This is a genomic window from Streptococcus hyovaginalis DSM 12219 (assembly GCF_000420785.1).
Taxonomy (GTDB): Bacteria; Bacillota; Bacilli; order Lactobacillales; family Streptococcaceae; genus Streptococcus; species Streptococcus hyovaginalis.
The window spans coordinates 97,896-120,940 of record NZ_ATVP01000003.1 but is presented as its reverse complement, the minus strand read 5'-3'; the positions used below and the strand labels follow the sequence as shown (position 1 = coordinate 120,940).

At 41.9% G+C, this 23,045-nt stretch carries 12 protein-coding genes; 3 read left to right on the top strand and 9 right to left on the bottom strand.

The window, feature by feature from the left end:
* Positions 1–55 precede the first annotated feature (55 nt).
* On the bottom strand, positions 56–4,144 hold the full coding sequence (gene addA / locus G574_RS0102865; RefSeq protein ID WP_029690882.1) for a helicase-exonuclease AddAB subunit AddA: 4,089 nt from the start codon (positions 4,142–4,144) through the stop codon (positions 56–58).
* On the bottom strand, positions 4,116–7,481 hold the full coding sequence (gene rexB, locus G574_RS0102860; protein WP_029690881.1) for an ATP-dependent nuclease subunit B: 3,366 nt from the start codon (positions 7,479–7,481) through the stop codon (positions 4,116–4,118). Before rexB ends, addA begins: the two co-directional genes overlap by 29 nt.
* A gap of 128 nt (positions 7,482–7,609) precedes the next feature.
* Between rexB and ypfJ the strand changes: the two genes are divergently transcribed.
* Positions 7,610–8,521: a KPN_02809 family neutral zinc metallopeptidase gene (ypfJ, locus tag G574_RS0102855; protein ID WP_029690880.1), complete on the top strand. Its 912-nt coding sequence runs from the start codon at positions 7,610–7,612 to the stop codon at positions 8,519–8,521.
* Between the two features lie 164 nt (positions 8,522–8,685).
* Positions 8,686–9,297, top strand: a complete 612-nt coding sequence (locus tag G574_RS0102850; RefSeq protein WP_017769171.1) for a TVP38/TMEM64 family protein — start codon at positions 8,686–8,688, stop codon at positions 9,295–9,297.
* Positions 9,298–9,528: 231 nt separating this feature from the next.
* On the opposite strand, the gene G574_RS0102840 is transcribed toward G574_RS0102850, so the two are convergent.
* From G574_RS0102840 to G574_RS0102825, 4 genes are all read right to left on the bottom strand, one after another.
* Positions 9,529–10,107 carry an NADPH-dependent F420 reductase gene (locus G574_RS0102840; protein WP_029690879.1) on the bottom strand — a complete coding sequence of 193 codons (579 nt, stop codon included), beginning with the start codon at positions 10,105–10,107 and terminating at the stop codon, positions 9,529–9,531.
* Positions 10,108–10,366: 259 nt separating this feature from the next.
* Positions 10,367–13,111 carry a cation-translocating P-type ATPase gene (locus tag G574_RS0102835; protein WP_029690878.1) on the bottom strand — a complete coding sequence of 915 codons (2,745 nt, stop codon included), beginning with the start codon at positions 13,109–13,111 and terminating at the stop codon, positions 10,367–10,369.
* Between the two features lie 276 nt (positions 13,112–13,387).
* Positions 13,388–16,111, bottom strand: a complete 2,724-nt coding sequence (locus tag G574_RS0102830; protein ID WP_029690877.1) for an FtsX-like permease family protein — start codon at positions 16,109–16,111, stop codon at positions 13,388–13,390.
* A 9-nt stretch (positions 16,112–16,120) separates the two neighbouring features.
* Positions 16,121–16,822: an ABC transporter ATP-binding protein gene (locus G574_RS0102825; RefSeq protein WP_017769187.1), complete on the bottom strand. Its 702-nt coding sequence runs from the start codon at positions 16,820–16,822 to the stop codon at positions 16,121–16,123.
* Between the two features lie 147 nt (positions 16,823–16,969).
* Between G574_RS0102825 and G574_RS0102820 the strand changes: the two genes are divergently transcribed.
* On the top strand, positions 16,970–17,545 hold the full coding sequence (locus G574_RS0102820) for a TetR/AcrR family transcriptional regulator (protein WP_029690876.1): 576 nt from the start codon (positions 16,970–16,972) through the stop codon (positions 17,543–17,545).
* A gap of 243 nt (positions 17,546–17,788) precedes the next feature.
* On the opposite strand, the gene asnS is transcribed toward G574_RS0102820, so the two are convergent.
* The 3 genes from asnS to G574_RS0102805 form a co-directional block, all read right to left on the bottom strand.
* The gene (asnS, locus tag G574_RS0102815) at positions 17,789–19,135 is read right to left on the bottom strand and encodes an asparagine--tRNA ligase (protein ID WP_029690875.1); all 1,347 of its coding nucleotides are present in this window, start codon (positions 19,133–19,135) and stop codon (positions 17,789–17,791) included.
* A 33-nt stretch (positions 19,136–19,168) separates the two neighbouring features.
* Positions 19,169–20,347: a pyridoxal phosphate-dependent aminotransferase gene (locus G574_RS0102810; protein WP_029690874.1), complete on the bottom strand. Its 1,179-nt coding sequence runs from the start codon at positions 20,345–20,347 to the stop codon at positions 19,169–19,171.
* 78 nt (positions 20,348–20,425) lie between these two features.
* Positions 20,426–22,888 (bottom strand): bifunctional DnaQ family exonuclease/ATP-dependent helicase, encoded by a 2,463-nt coding sequence (locus tag G574_RS0102805; protein WP_029690873.1) that lies wholly within the window; start codon positions 22,886–22,888, stop codon positions 20,426–20,428.
* Positions 22,889–23,045: the final 157 nt, after the last annotated feature.

Sequence of the window (23,045 nt, the reverse complement as noted above, 5' to 3'; positions counted from 1 at the left end):
TTGCCCTGTCAAAACTAATAGCCTTGGTCATCACCAACAACATAATATTCTAAGATCAGTCAACCAAGACGACCTCCAAACGCTCACCTCCAAACAAAATGAGGTAGGTTTCAATGGTTTTAATAGAATAAGCTTGTTTTAGGGCTTGTTCATACAGTGCCATTTGGTCGCGGTAGCGATCAACGATGACCTCTTTGTCCTGATACTTATCTGTTTTATAATCAAATAAAATAGCGCTATCTCCCAAGAGGAGGTAACCATCTATAATCCCACGAATCACAAAAGATTCACCACTAGCCACATCATCTGTTAACATCGCAAAAGGAGCTTCACGATGAAGTTGCTCGCGATGAGCCAGAAACTCTTGTCCCAAGTAGGTTTCAAAGAATGCCTCAATTTTGCGGACTGGCATTTTGTCTAAAATGTCACGCCTATCCGTCATCTGATGTAGCTCCTGTAAGATCCGATTAGCCGTTACTCTTTGGGTCAAGTCTAAGCGTTGCATGAGATGATGTAGGGCAGATCCTAGTTCCACAGAACTTAGTGGCCTATCAGCTGCAAAATCTGGCAGTTGAAAATCCGGTAAGACCTTTTCTGTCGAAGCCGAACTCACAGCAGCCAGTTCAACACTTTCCTGGTCGAACAACTTGGCTTTCTTAAGCTGACTAGGCGTTCTTAAGCTAGGCAATTCTATACCCGCAGCATGTAAATCGTTATAAGCTTGAACTTGTTTCAGATTGTCGAGAGCCTTGACAATGTCTTCAGATTGCCGATTAGACCGTAAGTCTTCTAAATCAAGAGTCGTTTCCTCTGACATCTGTGGAGCTGCCACCGTGTCATAAACAACGTCAATAACTTGTGAAAAAGCTTGAGGATAGGCTTTGTATAAGCTTAGAAGCCAGTCTTGGAAAGAACGTCCCTTCTCGCGTAACCCTAGAGGTAATACAGGCTCTTGGTAATCACTAGAACTAATGTGATCTGTTTTTTGAGCAGTCCCTACCAAGTACAATTGCTTAACTGCCCGAGTCATAGCAACATATAAGAGCCTCATTTCCTCTGAAAGACTAGCCCTCAAGATCAGATCTCTGTTCGTTTGAAAAGGCAATGTTTCGATACTCACCTTGAGAGGAAGTCCAGAGAACTGAGTCAAACGCTCATCATTAGTAAAATCAGCTTGGTAAAGTATACCTACTCCCTGCTTGGGATGAGCAATTGCCTTGGCATGAGAGATCTCTTTGAGATTAAATTTTTGGTCTAAGTTGAGAACAAAAACATAATCAAATTCCAAGCCCTTACTCTTGTGAATGGTCATCAAGCGCACAGCATTTTTAGGGAGGGCTACCACGACATCAGCCAAATCATGGTCGTGTTCTAAAATATGATCAATCTTGGCAATGAATCGCGTCAGACCACGATAACCATTTTGTTCATAATGATGAGCGCGCAGTGCCAAGCTGTAAAGATTCGCTTGCCTCTGCAAACCATTAGGCAAGGCGCCAACATAATCTAGATAGAAGCGCTCATTGTATATTTTCCAAATCAACTCATGGATCAAGTGTGTTCTAGCGTAGTCGCGCCAAGAATTGAGGCAATTTAAAAACTGGTCTAATTTTTGAAAAAGCCCCGCTGAAATAAGTTCAGGGTGGTCGCCAGTTTTTTGGTGAGCCTGCAAGGCTTTCTGGTAGAAATCACTCATCCGATTCTTTTGGTTTTGAACAGCGATCCGAGCTAGATCATCTTCATCAAAGGCAAACATAGGGGATTTTAGAAGCGAAACCAGCGCATAATCATTCAAAGGATTATTAATCGTGCGCAAGGTTTCTAGCATAATCATAACTTCTGTTGATTTCAGATAATTCATCACGCCATCATCAGCCACCAAGGGAATACCTGCTTCTGAAAAACGCTTCAAAATACTTGTATTTCGTGTTCGTGAGGGAACCAATAAGACTACACTAGAGAAATCAAAGTCCGCATCCGCAGCTTTCAAAGCCATTATTTCGTGAATAACCAGATCGATCTGACCTGCTGAAAGCTCCGTTTCAGGAGCGTCTTCTGAACTGGTGACATCCTCTTGTGCGTCCTGCGAAGAGTCATAAATTAAAAAGCGTGTTTTGTGTTCAGGAGATGCTACTTGTTTTTTAGGATCTCCTGCTACAAGTTCTTGACTGGCATCATAATGGATCTCACCGAGATCTGGATCCATCAGATGACTGAACACCATATTGACACTTGCTACAACCTCTTGATGGCTACGAAAGTTTTCTTTTAAAACAATCAATTTCCCAGCTTGAGGATCCGATTGGTAAAGGGTAAACTTATCCAAAAAGATCATGGGATCAGCCTGCCTAAAGCGATAAATTGATTGCTTCACATCACCCACCATAAAACGATTATGCCCATTGGCTAAGAGCTCCATCAAACGTTCTTGAATAGGACTATTGTCTTGATATTCGTCAACCATGACTTCAACATACTGTTCTTGAAAGGCTTGTCGGACAGTGTCACGCTCTTCTAAAATCCTAATCGCCACATGTGCAATGTCTGAAAATTCAAGATTAGCTTCCTGAACTTTCAAAGCAAAATATTGCTCACTAAAATCCCCTAGAAAGGCCACTAGCACCTCTAATAAGGGAATAGCTTTAGGCTGTTCATCATAGATAATGCTAATCATCGCATAAAGTCGCTGAAAGCTTTGAATGTTAGGAAACTGGCTTTCCCACTCTTTTTTCGTAAAGAAACGGTCAAAATGCTGATGGAAGGCCTCCTCTAATGATACAAATTGCGTTTCAAAATCTTCAGGAGATACCTGACTCACATCGTCTAACATCTCCTGTAAGCAAGTATCTATCTGACCAAATAAGGCATCTAATTGGCGCTCAATGACTGTGATATCACTGGGAATAATATCATCTTCTGTCAAATCTGAAAAACGGTAGTGGTTTAAAAAATGATCCAGTTGATAGGTTTTTAGATGTGTTGCTGCAAAACCAATTTGATCAAAAAGGTCAACGAATTTTGCCATCTCCCCTTGGTGTAACAACTTCAATAAGGAAACTTTTTGACCAGCCAAGGTCTGTACTTGATTTGAAACCTTGTCTAGTTTTCCTGCTTTGGTCAGACTAGGCGGACGATTGAGTAAAGCCTCTATATTAGCCTCTATTGCTAGTAGCGTATCAGCACTAACCTGTGATGGATCCACAGCAATATTTTTATAGCGCTCCAGCAGAGTCATCGCTTCAACATAGTCACTTTTAGCACCAAGTACAGTCGCCTTAAAAGCGATCTGTGTTAAACTTTCGTGTGCCAATCCCATCTGTCTTTGTCCCAAAGCCACTTTTAGCTGACTCAATACCGTTTGATAATAGAGTCGTGCTTGCTCAAGGTCGCCAGCAACAGTTTCCAAGGCATTCTTGGGATAGTAACTTCTAGCTTCATAAGCGGAGCGGTTAATAAAGACATCTCTTAACCATTTTTGAGGATCATCTGTGGCTTGCAAAAAGGCATAGAGCTGATAGACCACGTCACGAAAAGCACGGTTTGATTTAGCGCGTCCCGTCAGGTTTTTCACCAAGTCATTAAAGACCGTTTGATGATGAGAACTTGTCCGATACCTTTCAAATAAATCGTCAAAAACCTTATCCTTGAGCATCACTTGCTCCGTCTCATCTTGCAAGATTGAAAACCGTGGTGAAATTCCTAGTAAGTACCCATATCGCGTCACCAATTTTTGCGTAAAAGCATCCATCGTCCCAATATCTGCTGTCTGAATTTGAGACAATTGCAAGGTTAAATGAGCTTGTAGGGCCTGATCATCGGTGCTAGCCAGAACATTTTGCAGTTTGTTTTCAAGCCGCTCTTTTAACTCTGTCGCCGCCTTAACGGTAAATGTTGAGATGAAAAGTTGATCCACATTGACCCCTCGCATTATCATGTCAACAATGCGCTCAACCATAACAAAGGTCTTACCAGAACCAGCGGAAGCAGATACTAAGATATTTTGACCATGACTATAGATGGCTTCAATTTGCTCAGGTGTTCTGCGCTGAACACCCTGAGGAAGCTCCTGCTCCTTTTCTTGCAGAGCCAAGACATCTTCCGGTTTTAAATAGGGCTTAAACACGGAAATCACCTCCATTTTCATTCACTGTCTCTTGAATTTTGTTCATTATTAGCTGCCGCTTTTGAGAAGGATTTGCGGTCAGTGTCTCCAACCGTCGAGATTGTCCTAAATGCAGATCTGCTTCAAATCCCGTTAGGGCATTCAGCTGCTCTCCTGATACTGTCTTGCCATCTCTTGTGTAAGGATTTATAGCAAACTCCCCACGTAAAATGGCTTCTGCTGCTTGCTGGTACTGCCATTTGACATAAGCGATTAGAGTTGCTAATTCGGCTTCATCATAAACCACTGCTTGACGGTTCCGACTGTACTTATAATCTTGTTGTGGAAGAAAGTCTAAAAATTCTTCACGAAATAAACCATCATAACGCAACTCTTCCTTAATTTTTTGAGGAAGTTTACCAAATGCCGAAAGTTCTTTTAAGGTCACCGAAGGTTCTTGCATCTGCAAGTACATGGCTCCAAAATAATCCAAACGAGGAAACAAGGTGTTGCCTTGTCGGTCTTTACCTTCTTGTAAGGCGAGGAGATAGGTCATCAATTGTGGGCTCAAACCATTGTAAAAATCGTCTAATCTAAAGCGCTGATGACTCGATTTGTAATCAATGACGCCGTAGGCAACTGGCTGATCTCCTGTATAAAGTTGATCCACACGATCAATAATCCCTGTGACGACGATCTCACGATTCTTTAAGGGATGACTAGAACCCGCTAAGGACAATTGAAAAGGGGCTTCCTGTCTGCTCACACGGATATGATCATTGTGCCCAAACAGTGATCCTGTTGCACGAGCGATTCCTTCTAGAAGTTCCCGCGAATAGAGGCTGCCTTGATCTTTCGTATAAATGGCGTTAAAAGTAGGATCTTCCCGCGTCTCACTAAACGCTGCTTCTAATTTATCATCAAAAGAGCCCACTTCCTGGTTAGCCAGAGCGCGTTCGAACACCTTATGCAAAAAGTTACCATGACTTCTCGCATCTGGATGGATACTTTCTTGTTGTTGAAGCCCTAAGACCTTCTCAACAAAATAGAGGTACTGATTATTGTAAAAACGCGCCAAGCTAGATGCAGACAAGGAGACTGGCTTTTCACGAGGAAAGAGGACCTCTAAAACATCCTGTGACAAAGGTCGAGAGGACACCTCTTTCGAAATGGCAGTTCGCTTAATACTGTTAGTAGCAAGCTCTTTGCTAATCACGCGCCCGAGAACACTCCAGTAAGTCACCTCCTCAGGTGAGAGGCGATCTAACAATTGCGAACGATTAAGCACCACCAAGCGAGCGAGCACTTCCTTATAAGATCCGAGATCATCGGGCTCAATCGTTTGAAGAGACCTTTGTTTTTTTGTCAGAGGTAGTCCCAACTGTTCAACAAGACGCTTCAAATAAGGAGAAACAGTATCTTGACTCTCACCGATCAACTGAGGATAAGACAGAACCAAGCCTTTTTCAGCCGCATTGAGAAGAGAGATGGCAACAAAATGGTTCTTTTTAAGGTTATCGCTTGTTACAATCTCTAAACGCCCCGTACTCGTTGTTCTTTCATTAATGATATGACGGTCAGCATCGGACAGAAGGCTATTGTTTTGGACAATTTTAGGAAAATGGGCCTGTGTCAACCCAATCGCATAAACATAGGGACTGGAGTGAGGAGCAATCAAATCATAGGAACGCACCTTGACGACATTTACGGTTGCTGGAATTGTACGGTAGTGACTACTTTTCAGGCCATCTGATAAGAGGGTGATCAATTCTGGTATAGACATCTCATGTTTGTTAAAGATGCGCCTTGCCTGCTCTAATAAACTGACAAAGCTCTTCCAAACTTGCTCGTGTTGCTCTAGTTCTTGAACAGTAGTATCTCTGACCAAATGTTTAAAATTGGACACCAAATCAATGTCACCAAAGAAAGTCATTAGTACGCCAAAGAGATCACAATCATCTTGGTCTGTCATTAGTTTGAGAAGTGGGCTAATGATCTGCTTTCGTATCTGATTTAATCGCGCCAAATCATATTTAGCTACTTCTATTGTCTCACCATTAGCCTCTCTAAGGCGCTGATGGCTGTTGTGTTTGAAAGGCTTCTGAAAGTGTTTCCCTGAAATATCTGCAAAATGACAATAGTCTTCAAAGACATCCACGTCCCGCTGAGAAAATTTGCCAAAAAGACCAGATTTGATCAAGTTTAAAACATCATCTCGCTGAAAATAGTAGGTCACAATACGTTCCAAAGTCATCAAAAAATGCGCTAATGGGTGATTAACCATGGCTTCTGAGCGTCCCCAGTAAAAGGGAATGTCAAATTGTGCAAAGATACGCGCCAAAGGCAGTTGGTAGGAGGACTCGTCACCTAATAACAGAAGAAAATCTTTGTAATCAGCTCCTTCTTCTCTCATTTTGCGACGAATGTCCCTAGCAACGGCTTCAATCTCATTTTTCTGATTGGATGCTTCCCAGATCTGTAAAGCCTCTTTCTCTGCCTTTGTCCAGGCCGGGTGCTTGTCTTCTGCCAAAAAGGTGTAAGACTGCTCAAAGGCCGTAGAAACCCTTGAAAATAGCGTGTCTTTTGCGCCACCTAGGGGACTAGGTTTAACACCATATCGTACAGCTAAATCTCTTAAAAAAGAAACAGAGGCTTCGTACACGTTTCCCGACAGCATATGTGCTTGATAGGCCTTCTCACTAGCATAAGTTCCAATGATGATATCGGCAGCTTTGGGGTGTAAGTGCTCGATGAGACGTTCTTCCTCTTCAGAAAAACGCGTGAACCCATCAATGATAAAAACCACATCTTTGAGTTGATCATCTAAGGCATCACCTGATAAAGACCGTAAGAAAAATTGTAACTTACTGTCTGATGCCAACTCTTCCTTATCCAGCTCCCCTAAGAAATCCCCTAAAATCAGTTTTAACTCTGAGACTTTGTCTAATGGGGAATTTTTATCAACCAAAACATCAAGATCATCAAGGCTTAGTTGGCTTTTAGCGAATTCTTTGTATAGATCCAGAAGTTGCTCAACAAACCCCGGATCATATTGAACACGCCCAAAGACAGGTAGCTTTTGATCAGGTAATTGTCGTAGAACACGATACAAGAGCATGCTAAGCCCCGAATCATCCAGGGCTTCACCTTCCCCTTTTTTAGGTAGGATAAAATAATTAGGGATTTGACCAAAGCGCGTGACCAACATCTGAAAAGTCGCTTTTTGAGGTAGGTACTCTAAAACCTTCCGTTCTTTTTCAAAAGACAGCGAGTTGGGGGCAATATAAAAGACTCGCTTTCCCTCAGTCATATATTGGTTAGCTTTTTGTGTGAGTAATTCAGTCAAATCAGTTGAAATCGGAGTATAAAATAATTGCATCATGTCTCCTAAATTAGTAATCTGCTCTCATTATAACAAAAATTCCTAGTATTTCATGGCGGAAAGAGACCTATTTAGACAGACTTTTGATACAATGACAGTAGATGAAAAAGTAAAGGATAAGCATTATGAAAATTGATAATTTACGTAAAAGTAAAAATATTGACGATCGACGAGGTCAGCCATCTTATGGAACCAGTCGTGGATCCGTAGGAGGGGGCGCCCTCCTATCCATTCTCTTCTCAAGAGGATCTTGGAAAAGTAAGCTCCTAATGATCTTTCTCCTTGTCCTACTCGGAGGTGGTGCCACCCTTTCTGGGATCTTTACAGGTGGTAATAGTCAGTCTTATCAGTCCAATCAAATCACCAAACAAAAGGACACCACTGTTAGCGATGCAGATGCAGAGTTTGTGAGTAAGGTTTTAGGATCTACAGAAGATTACTGGAATCAACAGTTTCAAGCAGAAGGTTACGGAAACTACACAGAACCAGAGCTTGTTTTCTATACTGATCAGACAACAACTGCCTGCGGTGTTGGGCAAGCCTCATCTGGTCCTTTCTACTGCCCAGCAGATGAAAAAGTCTATTTAGACCTCAGTTTTTATGATGAACTTTCTAACCGTTACGGTGCAGCAGGTGATTTTGCTTTGGCTTATGTTATCGCTCACGAGGTTGGTCACCACGTTCAAAACGAACTAGGCACCATGACCGAGTACAATAAGGCTCGCCAAGGATTGTCAAAAGCTGAGGCCAACCAATTAAACGTTCGCTTGGAGTTGCAAGCCGACTATTATGCGGGTGCCTGGGCTAACTATGTCAAAGGTGAAGGATTACTTGAGCAAGGAGATGTCCAAGAAGCCATGCAAGCCGCCCACGCTGTCGGAGACGACACACTTCAGCAAGAAGCTTACGGTCGAACAGTCCCAGATAGTTTTACACACGGAACATCTGAACAGCGTCAACGTTGGTTTGATAGAGGCTATCAATATGGTGATATCAGCCATGGAACAACTTTCCAAGGTTCTTATAACGATTTGTAAACACCTTTAAAACCCTAACCATTTTGGTTAGGGTTTGAACATATTATCCGTCATCTCTATCTATTTTTAATAATCTTACTACTATTCAGCCTTAAGACTGATGTAAGACTCCCGTAATATTGTTATCATAATCTAAAATACGGAAAGTCAACAGGGGTTCTGGTATGCCAAAATCAAGCCAATCTTTGTCCAATAGGCAATTGATTCAACTAGTCAGTGTTGCAGGAATAATAATCACTGTGTTAAGTATTTACTATATAAAAACACATAGCCATCTCTTTACGATTGGAGGTCCCTTCCAATCCTTTATTATGAACTTAGGAATTTTTGGCCCTCTGATTTTTATTCTTCTGCAAATCATTCAAGTAATCTATCCTATCATCCCAGGTGGAATGACTTGTGTTATCGGTCATGCTGTTTTTGGACCATTCTATGGATTTATTTATAATTTTTTGGGTATCTTTGCAGGATCGCTCCTTAGTTTCTGCTTAGCCAGACGATATGGTGATAAATTCGCCAAATCTTTCGTTTCAGAGAACACTTATGACAAATATATAGCAAAACTAGACAAGGGACGCGGCTTCGAATTTTTCCTGATAACTGCCTTTGTCTTGCCAGGATTTCCTGATGATTTTCTTTGTATGGTCGCAGGACTCAGTAAAATGTCTCTCAAAAAATTCTGCTGGATTACACTACTCTCCAAACCAGCAACTCTTTATCTCTACACCTTAATCAGTTATCAAAGTATGTTATTCATTAACCACACTTTTTTATAATATCCTCAGCTTTTAGTCCCTTAGCGAACTGCATTCCCTTATGATTTGTAGTATATAATCCCCAAACTCCTAGAAAGGATAAACTCTTTTCAGGAGTTTTTACTTGTCCAAAAATAAAAAGCTTAAAACAAGAATTTCTAATGAACCCTTGCTTTAAGCTAATTTTATCAGCAGCTTTTGAGGATAGTGAGTTGACAAACTCTATGGAGGCCTATCATCACTTTAATGGCATTACTTAATCAACAAGTAACCACCAGTTGGGCTGACTTTTTGATCTTTGGTCAAGCGCATTTGCAAGAAGCCGAGAGCTTCCATTTCACGCGCACGTTTCAAATCACCAACATCCACAGAATCAAGTCCAGTGGAAGCAATAATGTCTGTCAATACTTTCTTAGCATCGTCATGGTCAGAGGCCATGTGAACGACTGGTATATGTCCCTCACCCACATTTTTAGTTTGGAGCATCATGGCTGATGAGGTGTTGAAGGCTTTGATAACCTTGGTATCTGGCAACTCTTCAGCGATTTGCTCTGCTGATGAGGTACCAGCTGGAACTACCAACTCATCCCAGGTCTCAAAGTTAACAGGATTTGAAATATCAATCAAAATCTTACCAACAAAATGCTCTTTATTTTCCTCAATCAAACCAGCAATGGCATCATATCTAACCGCAAGAATAACAATGTCTGCCACTTTGCGACCTTGCAAGCCTTCTAAGTCAATGTAGTCAATCGTATGACCACCAGATTCCAATAAGCCTCCAATGGTTTGACCCATTTTACCTTTACCAAAAATTGTAATATTAGCCATAATCATTGCCGCCTTTCTAAAATTAGCTAGTAAGGTATTACTAGTTATTACTATATTGTTATAGTACTCCTTATCTCAAAATAATGCAAGAGGAAACCCCATTCTTTGGCATATTTTTACTCTTTTTTCTTACCTCGTTAAAATGAGGGAAAATTACCCTCAAACTGTAAGGAAACTAACTCAGCTATTGAGACATCAAAAATAGCAACCCTTGTCCCAAAAAGGAACTTGGATTGCTAATCGTTACAACGATGCTCTTTTAAGACACCGTCTTTTTTCGAAACTGTCTAAAAAGTTTTGTTAGAAGATAGATTAAAGCTGTCACTACAGCACTGCTAGCTAAAATCATTAATAGTGTCTCTACACGCAATGGCTTTGTATGAAGAACGGTATTAAAGAAAGGCAGATAAATTGCAGCAGCTTGAAGAATAAGACTGAAAATCAATGCACCTACTAAAAGCTTATTCTTAAAGAGAGTGCGATCCAATCCAAATCCTCCGGAGCGCCTCACATTAAAGATATGCCAAAGCTGTGCTACCGTCATGTAGGTAAAGGTCGCTGTTTGCGCATAAGCTAAATCCTGACCTTCCCAGAGGTGCAGATAGCTAAAGAGGAGAAAGGCCCCCAAACCAATGATTAAACCACTGATGATAATACGTAACAGAAAGTTCCTGTTGACCAAACCATTTTTCGGATCACGCGGTGGTTTGGTCATGACATCTTCTTCAGCGCTTTCATAAGCCAAGGCGATGGCTGGCCCCACATCAATTAAGAGATTAAGCCATAAAATATGAAGCGGCTGGATTGGCATAGGAAGCACGAAGATAATCGTAAAGAGAATAGCACTGATTTCTACCATGTTACAGGCAAAGAGGAAGGACACGTATTTTTTGATATTTTCAAAGATGATGCGCCCTTCTCGAACAGCATCGACAATGGTCGAGTAACGATCATCCGTCAAGATCATATCAGAAGCCTCTTTAGCTACTTCCGTTCCTCTAATCCCCATAGCAACACCAATATCAGCACCATTAAGAGCTGGTGCATCATTAACCCCATCTCCTGTCATGGCAACCACTTCACCATGCTCTTGTAAGGCATTCACCAATTGTAATTTATTTTCTGGTGATACACGGGCAAAGACTGCTGTGTCATGCACCCGGTCAATAAAACCTGCTTGATCATGTTCTTGATCAATTTCTGCACCCGTCATAGTATTCTGCCAGTTAGCGATACCAATGTCTTTGGCAATCATGGATGCTGTCTTAGGGTGATCTCCCGTGATCATCTTAACACGAATACCTGCATCCTGGGTCTGTTGAATGGAGTCAGCCACATCCTTACGCGGCGGATCCACAATCCCAAAGAGTGAGACTAGGGTTAAGGACTGGCCATTTTTCTCTAGCCAAGCTGGCATGTCTGCCTTAACCGCAGCCACATCCTCATCTGATAATTCACCACTAGCTAAAGCTAAGGAACGCATGCCTTTTTCCGCGATGGTTTCGATGCTATCTTGCCAAAAATCGAGCTGAGCCTCAGACGGTTCAACCATATCTAAAAGAACATCTGGAGCACCTTTCAAGATAAAGCGGTGGCTACTATCTGGCCACTGATAAACCACAGCCATGTATTTATTTTCAGAATCAAAAGGAATTTCATTGACCCTGACAAGTCCGTAGTCGTCTACTTTTTCAGGAGTAAGATCTGCTTTATAACCTAAGACTTTCAAAGCGCCATCAGTCGGATCACCTTTGATGAGGTATTCTCCCTCTGTGTCGGAGGCTTTTTCAAGACGAGCATTACTTGATAAAAACCCTTGAAGCAGACTGGCTTTGAGTAGGTCCTCCTCCTCATCAGAAAACTCTTGAAGAAAAATCTGATCAATAGCGACTTCTTGTACTTGGTCCTCATAGCTGATTTGGCCTTCTGGTGTATAGCCTGTTCCTGAAACCTGATAAGATTTTCCATCGGCAGTGATCAGCATTTCGACCATCATTTGATTTTCTGTCAAAGTACCTGTCTTATCACTGGCGATGATAGAGGTTGAGCCCAAGGTTTCAACAGCCGACAAGGTTTTGACTAGGGCCTGGTGTTGTGACATGGTCTTCATCCCATTTGATAAGGTAATGGTCTGCACAGCCGGCATAGCCTCGGGAATAGCTGCTACCGCTAAAATAATTGCGATATGCAGAATATCTGAGAAACTTTGATCATTGATAAGCCCAATAATCACAACCAATGCTGCTGCAATAAAGGCCAAGATGATTAAAGATTTACCTAGTTTAGAGATTTCTTTATCCAAAGGCGTCTCGCTGGACTTGTTGCCGGACATGAGGTCGGATATTTTACCAACCTCTGTAGCCATTCCTGTATCAGTGACGATAGCCTTGCCCTGTCCCCGTGTGACAGCTGTTCCTGAAAAAACCATATTGAGGCGATCACCGACAGGAATGTCATCATTAAAGGTAGCTTCAGCATCCTTATCAACAGCCTCGGATTCACCAGTCAAAGCGGATTCAATAACTGCTAAATTATTACTTTCTATCAAGCGACCATCTGCGGCGATGGCATCACCTGTATGTAAGATGATGATGTCTCCCGGAACCAATTCCGCAGAATCAATCTCGGTCTCCCCACCATCACGTAATACGGTAACATGCGTGCTGACCATATCCTGTAAAGCATCCACTGACTTCTGGGCTTTTAACTCTACAAAGAAGCCTGTCAAGATAGAGATTAATAGAGCTAAAAAAACTGCTCCTGCTTCAACCCATTCCCCCATAAAAGCGGAGAGAATCATGGCAAAGCCTAATAAGTAAACAATGATATTATTAAGATTTTCAAAAAGAATTTCAAGAGCAGACTTGCCTTTCGTTTCTTCTAGCACATTTTTCCCATACTGGTCTCTAAGTCTTTCCACTTGCTCTGTGCTGAGACCGACATCGACATCAAGAGCAAACTGCTCCTTGATCTCTGAAAGCTTTTTTTGATAATTTTTCGTCATACCTACCTTCTTTCTAATATTTCCATGTTCTAATCTTACTCTATTTTAACATAGATTTTCTGAGAAATAAACAGGTAACCACATTTTTATTTTTAAGAGTGGTTACTTTTGTAATAATGAAACGGTGATAAAGCTATACAAATCGCTTCTCTATGCATGTCCATCTTTCTCAAGAAAATAAAAGAAAAAGCATTTCGAGCATGAAAAAAGTTGAAGAAAAGTTCCCATGAGCCCTTCTTCAACCTGGTAAGTAAATATTAAGATGATGATGTTCAATTAATCAACTGATTTCAATGCTTCTAGCATGTCAACCGTCTTCAAGATATGATTGACCAGCCAGCCTAGAACAACTAAAATGACTACCACTACCGTAACAGGGGCAGCATATACCAGCCAATCAACCTGGGTACCAAAGAGAATGTCATTACCCCCAATCATGCCCATGATGATCTTATGGAGGAAAACGCCAGAACCTAAGCCGACCAAAATCCCTATGATAGACAAGATGATGGTCTCACGGTAAATGTACATAGTAACTTCTTTGTTGTAAAAGCCTAGTACTTTTATGGTTGACAATTCGCGAATACGCTCAGCCACATTAATATTAGTCAAATTATACAAAATGACAATAGCCAATAAGATTGCAACAATCGTTAAAATGGTCATGGCGCCAGACAAGGAAGCCACTACAGAGTTAACAGTGTCTACAAGAGAGGAATTTTGAGCGATAGCTGCCACAGCTGGTAAGGTTAACAATTCTCTAGCCTGATCTTTAACCTTTTGTGAAGAAGACGACTTGAGGTTAACCAAATGAGCTGGCGAGACTTCTAGATTCTTGAAGTCTTTTTGGTAGACTTGCTGAGACATGATTACATAGTGACCAGCATTCATCTCAATAACACCTGCCACACGAGTTTTAAAGGCTTTACCATCTGCATCTTCTAGGCTTATCTTATCTCCTTTGTCAACTTGGTAAAACGAAGCTAGCTTTTGCGAGAGCAAAACACCATTTTTAGGAATAGAAACCTTATCACCAGTGCTAGTTTCGTAAAGATGGATAAAATCACCAAAATCAGACCGGTCACTCACTAATACCGACACTGCTTGATGCTGGCTTTCATTAGGAACAACGGCAGAGAGATTGGCAAATGAGATAGTTTGTTGGTCTGAAATAGCTGATCCTTGTAAGGTTTTCGCTAAACTCTCTTGCTCATCTTTGCTAGCATCTTTATCTTCAACCACCATCATATCATAAGGTGTCAAACGCCCAAACTGGTTATCAACTACCTGCGATAGGGAAGATTGGATCCCTAATCCCGCAAATAAGAGCGCGACTGATCCCGCCACCCCAAATATGGTCATAAGCATGCGTTGCTTGTAGCGGAAAATATTGCGTGCTGTTACCTTTTGCGTAAAACTCATTTTATCCCACAGAAGACGAAAACGTTCTAGTAGGATTTTTGACCCTTTAACGGGTGGTTTAGGTAATAGCAACTGAGCTGCCTTTTCACTAAGTTCGCGTCTCGCGATGAGATAAGCAGGTAAAACGGCTGCAACTAAAGCAAGTAATAGAGCAATGACACTATAAGACCAAAAGAAATCATACTGAGTCTTGGGTAACGTGGTATCCTTGGTCATAATATCCGCAATGACAGGTGGTAAAAGATAATGACCTGCCAAAATACCTAGAATCGTTCCTGTAAAACTAGCTATCAAGCCATAGATAACAAATTTTCGAATGACATCTCGGTTGCTATAGCCCAAGGCCTTAAGAATAGCAGAGTTATTGCGCTCTTCATCCACAAAGCGCGTCATGGTGGTAAAGGTTACCAAGGCAGCAACCAGATAAAGAACAACAGGGAAGAGGTTACCAATCTGTGCTACACTCTCTGAACCTGAGTCGTATACCTCGTAGCCATTACCTCCAGGCAATGTTTCTCGAGTATAGCTAGAGTAGCTTGGCTCCGATAAGCTATCTAGATCAGCTTGTGCTTCCGCTAGGTCCTTGGCTTGTTGTTCCAATTCTGCCTTAGCCTTGTCCAAATCATCTTGCTTTTTCTCTAAATCAGCTTGTGCCTCTTTTATCTGTGCTTGTGCCATTTGAGCTTGCTCTTGAGGCAATTGAGAAAGAGAATCCGTCTGGTCTGATAAGGTTTTTTTAGCCTCATCCAATTGTTTTTGATTGTCTGACAGTTCTTGACGTCCCTCATCAAGTTTGGCTTGATTGCTATCAATCTCGTCCTGGGGATCGGCTTTGATTTCAGCCAATCGTTCCTTTGGATTATCCTCCAATAACTTATCCAACTGATCCTGCTTATCTCTTAGAGCATCCTTGTAATCCGCATCAAAAGACGACAATCCCTGCAAATCATTATAACGGATTCGCGCCAAGGTCGGCACATCGCTATCAAAGGCATCTGCTACAGTCACCGCATAGGCCACCAAGTTGCCATCACCTGCTGTTGAGGTACCGAGATTGGTGGTCGAAAGAATCTCTGGCGAATTGACAAAAGCTGTAACCGTAAAACTCTCTTCTTTCAGAATCCCTTCATCTGTTTGACTGATGCTAAAAGAATCCCCTAACTTGTAGTCATCCTGAAGGGTGGAGACCAGAGCGATTTCCTTGCGAGTCTTAGGGAGTTTTCCTTTGACAAGCTTGACTTGAGAAATCTGATTAGGCTCTGAAAAGATACGAATGGCATCACCACTATCTTTAATCGTGACGTCTGCCATTTGACCAAAGTCAACTTGTGAGTTTTTTATAGCTGATAGTTCTTTTTGATCCGCATCTCCTAAGCCTATGGATCCAATCACCGTCAGATCCATTGTTTTTTGCTGATCAAGATAGGCCGTTGCTGAGCGCTGCATATCTGGTGTCGTCACCTTGAGCCCCACAAAGGCAAAAGCACCCAACATCATGAGCAGCATGATGGATAGAAAGCGTCCTTTAGAAGAGCCTATCGACTTCCAAATATCTTTCCAGTAGGTTTTCTTAGACATGATCGCCTCCTAATATTCCAAAGTCGCAATGTCTTGCGGTGTTTCATTGATCTCAATCCCACTCACACTGGCATCATGCATATGGATCACACGATCAGCGATTGGAGCCAAGGCAGAGTTATGGGTCACAATGACCACTGTAGCCCCTTTTTCCCGCGACATATTTTGGAGGATTTTGAGAACTTGTTTACCTGTCTTATAGTCCAAGGCACCTGTCGGCTCATCACAGAGTAGGAGCTTGGGATTCTTTGCCAAGGCCCTAGCGATGGAAACACGCTGCTGCTCTCCTCCAGACAACTGTGCTGGGAAATTATCCATACGTTCAGCTAAACCCACATCCGCCAAGGTTTTCTCCACATCCAAAGCATCTGGAACAATCTCTGAAGCTAACTCCACATTTTCTTTAGCGGAAAGATTAGGAACTAAATTGTAAAATTGAAAAACAAATCCGACATCATTGCGACGATAGGTCGTCAAGTCTTTTTCAGAATAGTTGGAAATATCTTTCCCATCAATGATAACTTGCCCCTCATCATTAGTGTCCATACCGCCTAGAATGTTAAGAACTGTTGATTTTCCGGCACCAGATGACCCCAAAATAATCACGAGCTCCCCTTTTTCAATCTCAAAATTGATATCACGGTTAGCCACAATTTCAGTATTACCTGTTTGGTAACGTTTATAAGAATGCTTCATTTCAATATAAGCCATAATTCATTCACTCACTTATCTAATAATAGTCTACACCTAATAAAAGCAACACGGTGTTGATTTAATCTTACAGGTATTATATAATCTAGCTAATGAAAGTTCAAGAACAAAACTCAACAATGTGTTGATTTAAAAAGGAAGAACTCTATGAGCAAACGACATACCGAAACTAAGACCTATATTAAAGAAGCCCTAACCCACCTTCTAAATGAAAAAAGTTTTGAGGATCTAACCATTTCAGATATTACCCGAAAAGCAGGTATCAATCGCAGCACCTTTTATCTTCATTACAAGGATAAATACGATATGATGGCACAACTGAAGCAAGATAATTTAGACTCCTTATACCATATCTTGACCCAGGGCAATATTGAAAAAGATACCCATACCACTCTTGTGGATACTTTTACTTATATTAAAAATGATTTTGACTTTTTTCAAGTCATTGCCAAAACAGCATATGTGAATTTCTCAAAAAGTATCAAAGACTTTGCATATGATGTCATTTTAAGTTTCCCCCAAGCACAAGATATCATCATCAATCACTACGGTGTTCCCTATCATTATGGCTTACAAGTCTATCTAGCCAGCATCGAAAGCTTAATATCATACTGGGTGGCAACTGGAGGCAAGGAAAGCCCCGAAGAAATGACCGACATCATATCGAAAGTCCTAAAAATCGACGAATCCATCAGTCATAATAACCAACAGACACAAAAATGAACCGCCACACGACGGTTCATTTTTTAATCATAATTAGTGTTTTTCGCATCTTAAATACTAATGATGACTGCGACCATTTGAAGAGACAAACATCCCTAAAGTCATCTTCTTTTGATAAGATGAGCATTTTCATCTATCGTGCTGACCTGCTCCGCAAAACACAAACAAGTTAGACATCAGCTATGTCAGATTGTTTGGGAAATAGAAGACTCTTCTCAAAACTCTGACACTAGCTATAGGTGTTTATGGGTGCAAACGGTGCAACATCCGTGGGAATGGAATGGCTTCACGGATATGCTTAGTACCTGCCACAAAGGTTACCATACGCTCGATACCAATACCAAAGCCACCGTGCGGTACAGAACCGTATTTACGAAGGTCAAGGTAGAATTCGTATTCTGAGCGGTCCATGCCCAATTCATCCATCTTAGCAACCAAGGCATCATAGTCATCCTCACGCATGGAGCCACCGATGATTTCTCCGTAGCCCTCTGGAGCTAGCAAATCCGCACAGAGCACGCGCTCAGGATTACCAGGAACTGGTTTCATGTAGAAAGCCTTAAAGCTAGCTGGGTAGTTGACCACGAAGGTCGGTACGCCAAAGTAGTTTGAAATCCAAGTTTCATGAGGTGAACCAAAGTCATCTCCGTGCTCAAGGTGTTCATAGTCCGTATCTTCATCTGCCTCGTGTTCTTGCAAGAGCGAGATGGCATCGTCATAAGACACACGTTTGAATGGCTCGGCAATATAACGTTTGAGGGCATCCACATCACGCTCAAGCGTTTCAAGAGCCTGTGGCGCACGGTCAATCACACCTTGAATGAGGGCCTTAACATAAGCCTCTTGCAAATCAAGCGACTCATCATGTGAAAGGAAAGAATACTCCGCATCCATCATCCAGAATTCTGTCAAGTGACGGCGGGTTTTTGATTTTTCCGCGCGGAAAACAGGCCCAAAGTCAAAGACACGGCCAAGAGCCATAGCGCCCGCTTCAAGATAGAGCTGACCAGATTGGCTCAGGTAGGCTGGTTGACCGAAATAATCTGTCTCAAAAAGCTCTGTTGAATCTTCTGCTGCATTTCCAGACAAGATTGGGCTATCAAACTTGATAAAGCCGTTTTGATCAAAAAATTCATATGTCGCATAAATGATAGCATTGCGGACTTGTTGCACCGCATTTTGTTTACGTGATCGTAACCACAGATGACGATGATCCATCAAGAAATCCGTTCCGTGCTCTTTTGGTGTGATTGGGTAATCCTGAGACTCACCGATAATCTCAATATCAGTAATATCCAGCTCGTAGCCGAATTTTGATCGCTCATCTTCTTTGACGATCCCTGTCACGTAAACAGATGTTTCTTGACTGAGACGTTTGATAGTGTCAAATTTTTCAGCACCTGCTTCTTCGCCAAACTTTTCGAAGAAATTTGGTTTAAAGGCAACACCTTGGAAAAAGGCTGTTCCATCACGAAGTTGCAAAAAGGCGATTTTCCCTTTCCCAGACTTATTAGCAACCCAAGCACCGATAGTGACTTCTTCTCCCACATATTGACTAACTTGGTTAATGGTAATTAATTTTCTAGACATAACTTTCCTTTACTTTGTATTTTTCTTTGACAACTATGACGCCATATAATCCTGTAAACGGCTAATAGCTGCTTTCAAGGTTTCGAGATCAGTGGCATAACTCATTCGCAAACTATAAGGCACACCAAAACCAGCACCTGTTACCAAAGCTACTCCCGCTTTTTCTAAAATGTCATTGGTAAAATCTGTAACATCCTCAAAACCCTTCATTTCCATAGCTTTTTTAACATTTGGGAAAAGATAAAAAGCACCTTCAGGTTTTATGACTTCAAAGCCAGGAACGGCCGCTAAAAGCGGGTAAATGGTGTTTAGACGCTCTTCAAAGGCTCGTCGCATCTCCTCAGCTGCCGTTTGATCACCTGCTAGGGCCTCGATGGCAGCATATTGTGCTACTGTCGTTAAGTTAGATGTCGTTTGACTCAACATTTTTGACATACCAGCAATCAGCTCAGGATCTCCCACCGCAAATCCCACACGCCAACCTGTCATCGAATACGTTTTCGCAACACCATTAACAACCATCGTTTGCTGACGAAGCGCTTCTGATAAACTCGAAATCGGCACAAAGGTATTATCGTTATAGACCAGGCGTCCATAGATATCGTCAGATAAAATCAAGATATCATGCTCTAAAGCCCAGTCTCCAATAGCCAACAACTCCTCTTTGGTGTAAATCATACCAGTAGGATTTGATGGGGAATTGAGTAAGAAAACTTTGGTTTTCTCTGTTCGTACAGCTTCCAATTGAGACACAGTTGCCTTAAACCGAGTTTCCTCGCTGGTTTCCACAAAAACAGGAGTTCCTTCAGCCAACTTCACCTGATCAGCATAAGAGACCCAGTAAGGCGTTGGGATAATCACCTCATCACCAGGATTTAGCACAGTCATAAAATAGGCATAAAGAACAAACTTAGCTCCCGTTGCAGCTAAAACCTGATCCCTGGTCACCTCATACCCATAGAAGGTTTTCATGTAAGTAGCTATAGCGTCCTTAAGTTCAGGTAAGCCACTGGCCGGTGTGTAAAAACTAACTTGATCATTGGCAATCGCCTCAATGGCTTTTTCTTTGATCAGTTGAGGCGTTTGAAAATCAGGCTGACCCAAGGTCAGATTTAAGATATCTCGCCCTTCATCTTTCAAGGCTTTGGCACGCGCACCTGAAGCCAAAGTAACACTTTCTTGCATGGTTGTGATACGATTTGCTAATACCATTTTACTCCCTTTCTGAAACACCTCTTAACTGTTTTTGCCATCGGCTTATCTCGATAATAGATAACATCAGTAGTCCTATTATAGCAGAAAATCCGCGACATCTGATAAGATTTTTTCACTTTTTTCAAGGTAAAGAGGACGCTCCTCCCCAAGAAGTGCTAAAACAGAAGGACCATAATTTTTTTCCATGAGTCGGCGATCTAAGAGGATAATTGCCGATTGTTGCTGTTGCCTACGACTGGTTCTACCCATAGCTTGTTTCAAACGCATCATCATCACAGGCAAACTATAGGAAATAAAAGGATTCTTCCCTTTTTCAGATAAGAACTTAGTAACCTTTTGATGGAGGAAATCTTGTGGGTTTTCAAATGGCAATCGCGTGATCACAAGGATGAGCTGATCGTGCGAGCTAAAGTCAACACCTTCCCAAAAACTACCTGTTCCCAGTAAAATACTTGCCTTATCTGATTCAAAACGTCGTTTTATCTGGTGATTGCTGCCATCTTTTCCTTGAGCTAAATGAGGAACATGTTCACCCTCAAGACGCTGAGAAAGTTCCAGTAGCACCTCAGAGGAAGTTGTTAAAATCAACATGGGCTTCTGCAACTGCGCCAAAGCCATGATACGATCAGTTAAAATGTGATAGTAACTGTCTTGATCTCCATGTGGATCAGGAGATTGTTGATCAACCCAGATAGCTTGACGATCTGTCGGTAACTCTGCGACAACAGTCTGGCTGTAGTCCCCAAACCCTAATAACTGCGGCAACTGCAAATCAGGACTGATCGTTAAGGTCGCTGAGACAAAATAAACCACCTGTTCCTCTGGTAACATCTTAGAAAAATCAAGAAATGATTCCTTGCCGGCTTTCAGAGTGGTTTGACGCCTTGTAGGGGTATTGGTCACTTCTAACCAAACGGAATCATAGATCCTTTTCCCGAAGCAAGCCATACTCTCCAAGACTAAGCCATTCTGCTCCAGTTCATGAATATCACCAAAAATCTTTTGCCATTTTTCAGGACTGATCTCAAGACTGGTCGTTTGCTGTAACTGGATAACAAGCTGATTCAATTCATACTGCAAACTCTCCAAGAGACGGCGCCTTAAGAGTTCTGAACTCTCAGCTATCCTTTCCTCAATTTCAGTTAAAACCAGGTCAACAGCAACCTCTGAACGCGAAAAGGCTTCTAAAGCCAAAAAGAATTTTTGAGCTTCATCAATCACCAACTGAGCCCCCTCAATTAGGCTAGGATCATCTTCTAAGCGGGTCAGTAGATAGGCGTGATTGGTGATCAGCAGACGACTGGATTGCGCCTTTTGATAGGAACGCTGCCAAAAATCATGGTCCAAAAATAAAGAGGCCTGCGATAAATTGCCATCATGCCTTAGTTCGTCAAAGTACCATTGCAACCGTTGCTGTTGCTTAATAGCATCTAAGTCACCATCTTCTGTCTCAAATAACCAAACTAGGAGCTGCATTTTATAGCGATTGAGCAGTCGATTGGTATCCTCTTGATCCAAAGAAGCTTTGAAGGCATCTAACTTGATGTAATTAGCAGGTCCCTTGAGGCTATGAACAGCCGTCCCGAACACGTGATGTAAACGTTGGGCCTCTTCAGACATTATTTGATCTTGTAACAGCTTTGTTGGTACAGAAACGACTACTCGTGACAGTTCGGGATTTGCCAACAAAGGAATGAGATAGCCATAGGTCTTCCCAATGCCAGACTGTGCTTGGATAAAATGGCTCTTTTGCTTAGACCGCTGTGCCTCTGCTATAGCCTTTGAAAAGGCCAATTGTTGATCACGCTCTTCTAACCCCAATAAAGCAAGATTGGTCGAAAAGTCTTGCGAATAACATTTTTCCGAAACTGTAGCATTTGCTTTTCGGAGCACTAGACCAGCAACATCATCGTGCGTGTTAGCATCTAAAGGTTTTGTTAAAGGGATCTCATCAATGATCAAACGCGATTCGAACAAGAAGGCATCCGCATAGCGGCTTAATCGCTCCAATAAAATCCCTGGAAGCGATCTTATTTTTTCTTTGATGCGTAAAAAAAGCTGCGCTGTCGCCTGGGCATCTGCAATAGCCGTGTGGGCCTCTTCTAAGGGAATGCCTAGAGCTTTTGTCACCTCACCAAGAGAATATTTCTCAAATGTTGGGAAAAATACTTGAGCTAATTCAACCGTATCCACCCGCGGTGTACGTAACTCATAGCCTTCGAAAAATAAGTGTTCAGCTAGAAGATTGGCATCAAATTTAACATTGTGCGCCACAAAAATACAATCGCTAATCAAGTGGTAAATATCTCTTGCGACTTGTGAAAAGTCTGGTGCAAGAGCCAACTGTTCATCAGTAATGCCAGTGAGTTGTGTAATATGGTCTGTTAAAGGTTCATGTGGATTAACATCCGTTTGATAGGTTTCGATGATCTCGTCTCCCTGAAGAATCACGATACCAACTTGAATGATTTTTGCTGTGATCGAAGCTCCCGTTGCCTCCAAATCAATCACTGCATATTTGGGTTTCGTTTTATCCATAACACTAGAATTATACCATAAAACCAGAATGCCTCCATATCGCCACTAATCTTTCCGTAGTTCAGCTCAAAACCTCATGGTTTGACCTACTATCACTACCAAGCATGGTAATAACGGTTCATTGGCACTAAAAAAAGCCAGTAGCGGACTCACTTTA

What these genes read in the sequence shown, in the direction of transcription:
- addA (WP_029690882.1), bottom strand. Translation starts at nt 4,144, where the DNA reads ATGAAAATGGAGGTGATTTCCGTGTTTAAGCCCTATTTAAAACCGGAA.
- rexB (WP_029690881.1), bottom strand. Translation starts at nt 7,481, where the DNA reads ATGCAATTATTTTATACTCCGATTTCAACTGATTTGACTGAATTACTC.
- ypfJ (WP_029690880.1), top strand. Translation starts at nt 7,610, where the DNA reads ATGAAAATTGATAATTTACGTAAAAGTAAAAATATTGACGATCGACGA.
- G574_RS0102850 (WP_017769171.1), top strand. Translation starts at nt 8,686, where the DNA reads ATGCCAAAATCAAGCCAATCTTTGTCCAATAGGCAATTGATTCAACTA.
- G574_RS0102840 (WP_029690879.1), bottom strand. Translation starts at nt 10,107, where the DNA reads ATGGCTAATATTACAATTTTTGGTAAAGGTAAAATGGGTCAAACCATT.
- G574_RS0102835 (WP_029690878.1), bottom strand. Translation starts at nt 13,111, where the DNA reads ATGACGAAAAATTATCAAAAAAAGCTTTCAGAGATCAAGGAGCAGTTT.
- G574_RS0102830 (WP_029690877.1), bottom strand. Translation starts at nt 16,111, where the DNA reads ATGTCTAAGAAAACCTACTGGAAAGATATTTGGAAGTCGATAGGCTCT.
- G574_RS0102825 (WP_017769187.1), bottom strand. Translation starts at nt 16,822, where the DNA reads ATGGCTTATATTGAAATGAAGCATTCTTATAAACGTTACCAAACAGGT.
- G574_RS0102820 (WP_029690876.1), top strand. Translation starts at nt 16,970, where the DNA reads ATGAGCAAACGACATACCGAAACTAAGACCTATATTAAAGAAGCCCTA.
- asnS (WP_029690875.1), bottom strand. Translation starts at nt 19,135, where the DNA reads ATGTCTAGAAAATTAATTACCATTAACCAAGTTAGTCAATATGTGGGA.
- G574_RS0102810 (WP_029690874.1), bottom strand. Translation starts at nt 20,347, where the DNA reads ATGGTATTAGCAAATCGTATCACAACCATGCAAGAAAGTGTTACTTTG.
- G574_RS0102805 (WP_029690873.1), bottom strand. Translation starts at nt 22,888, where the DNA reads ATGGATAAAACGAAACCCAAATATGCAGTGATTGATTTGGAGGCAACG.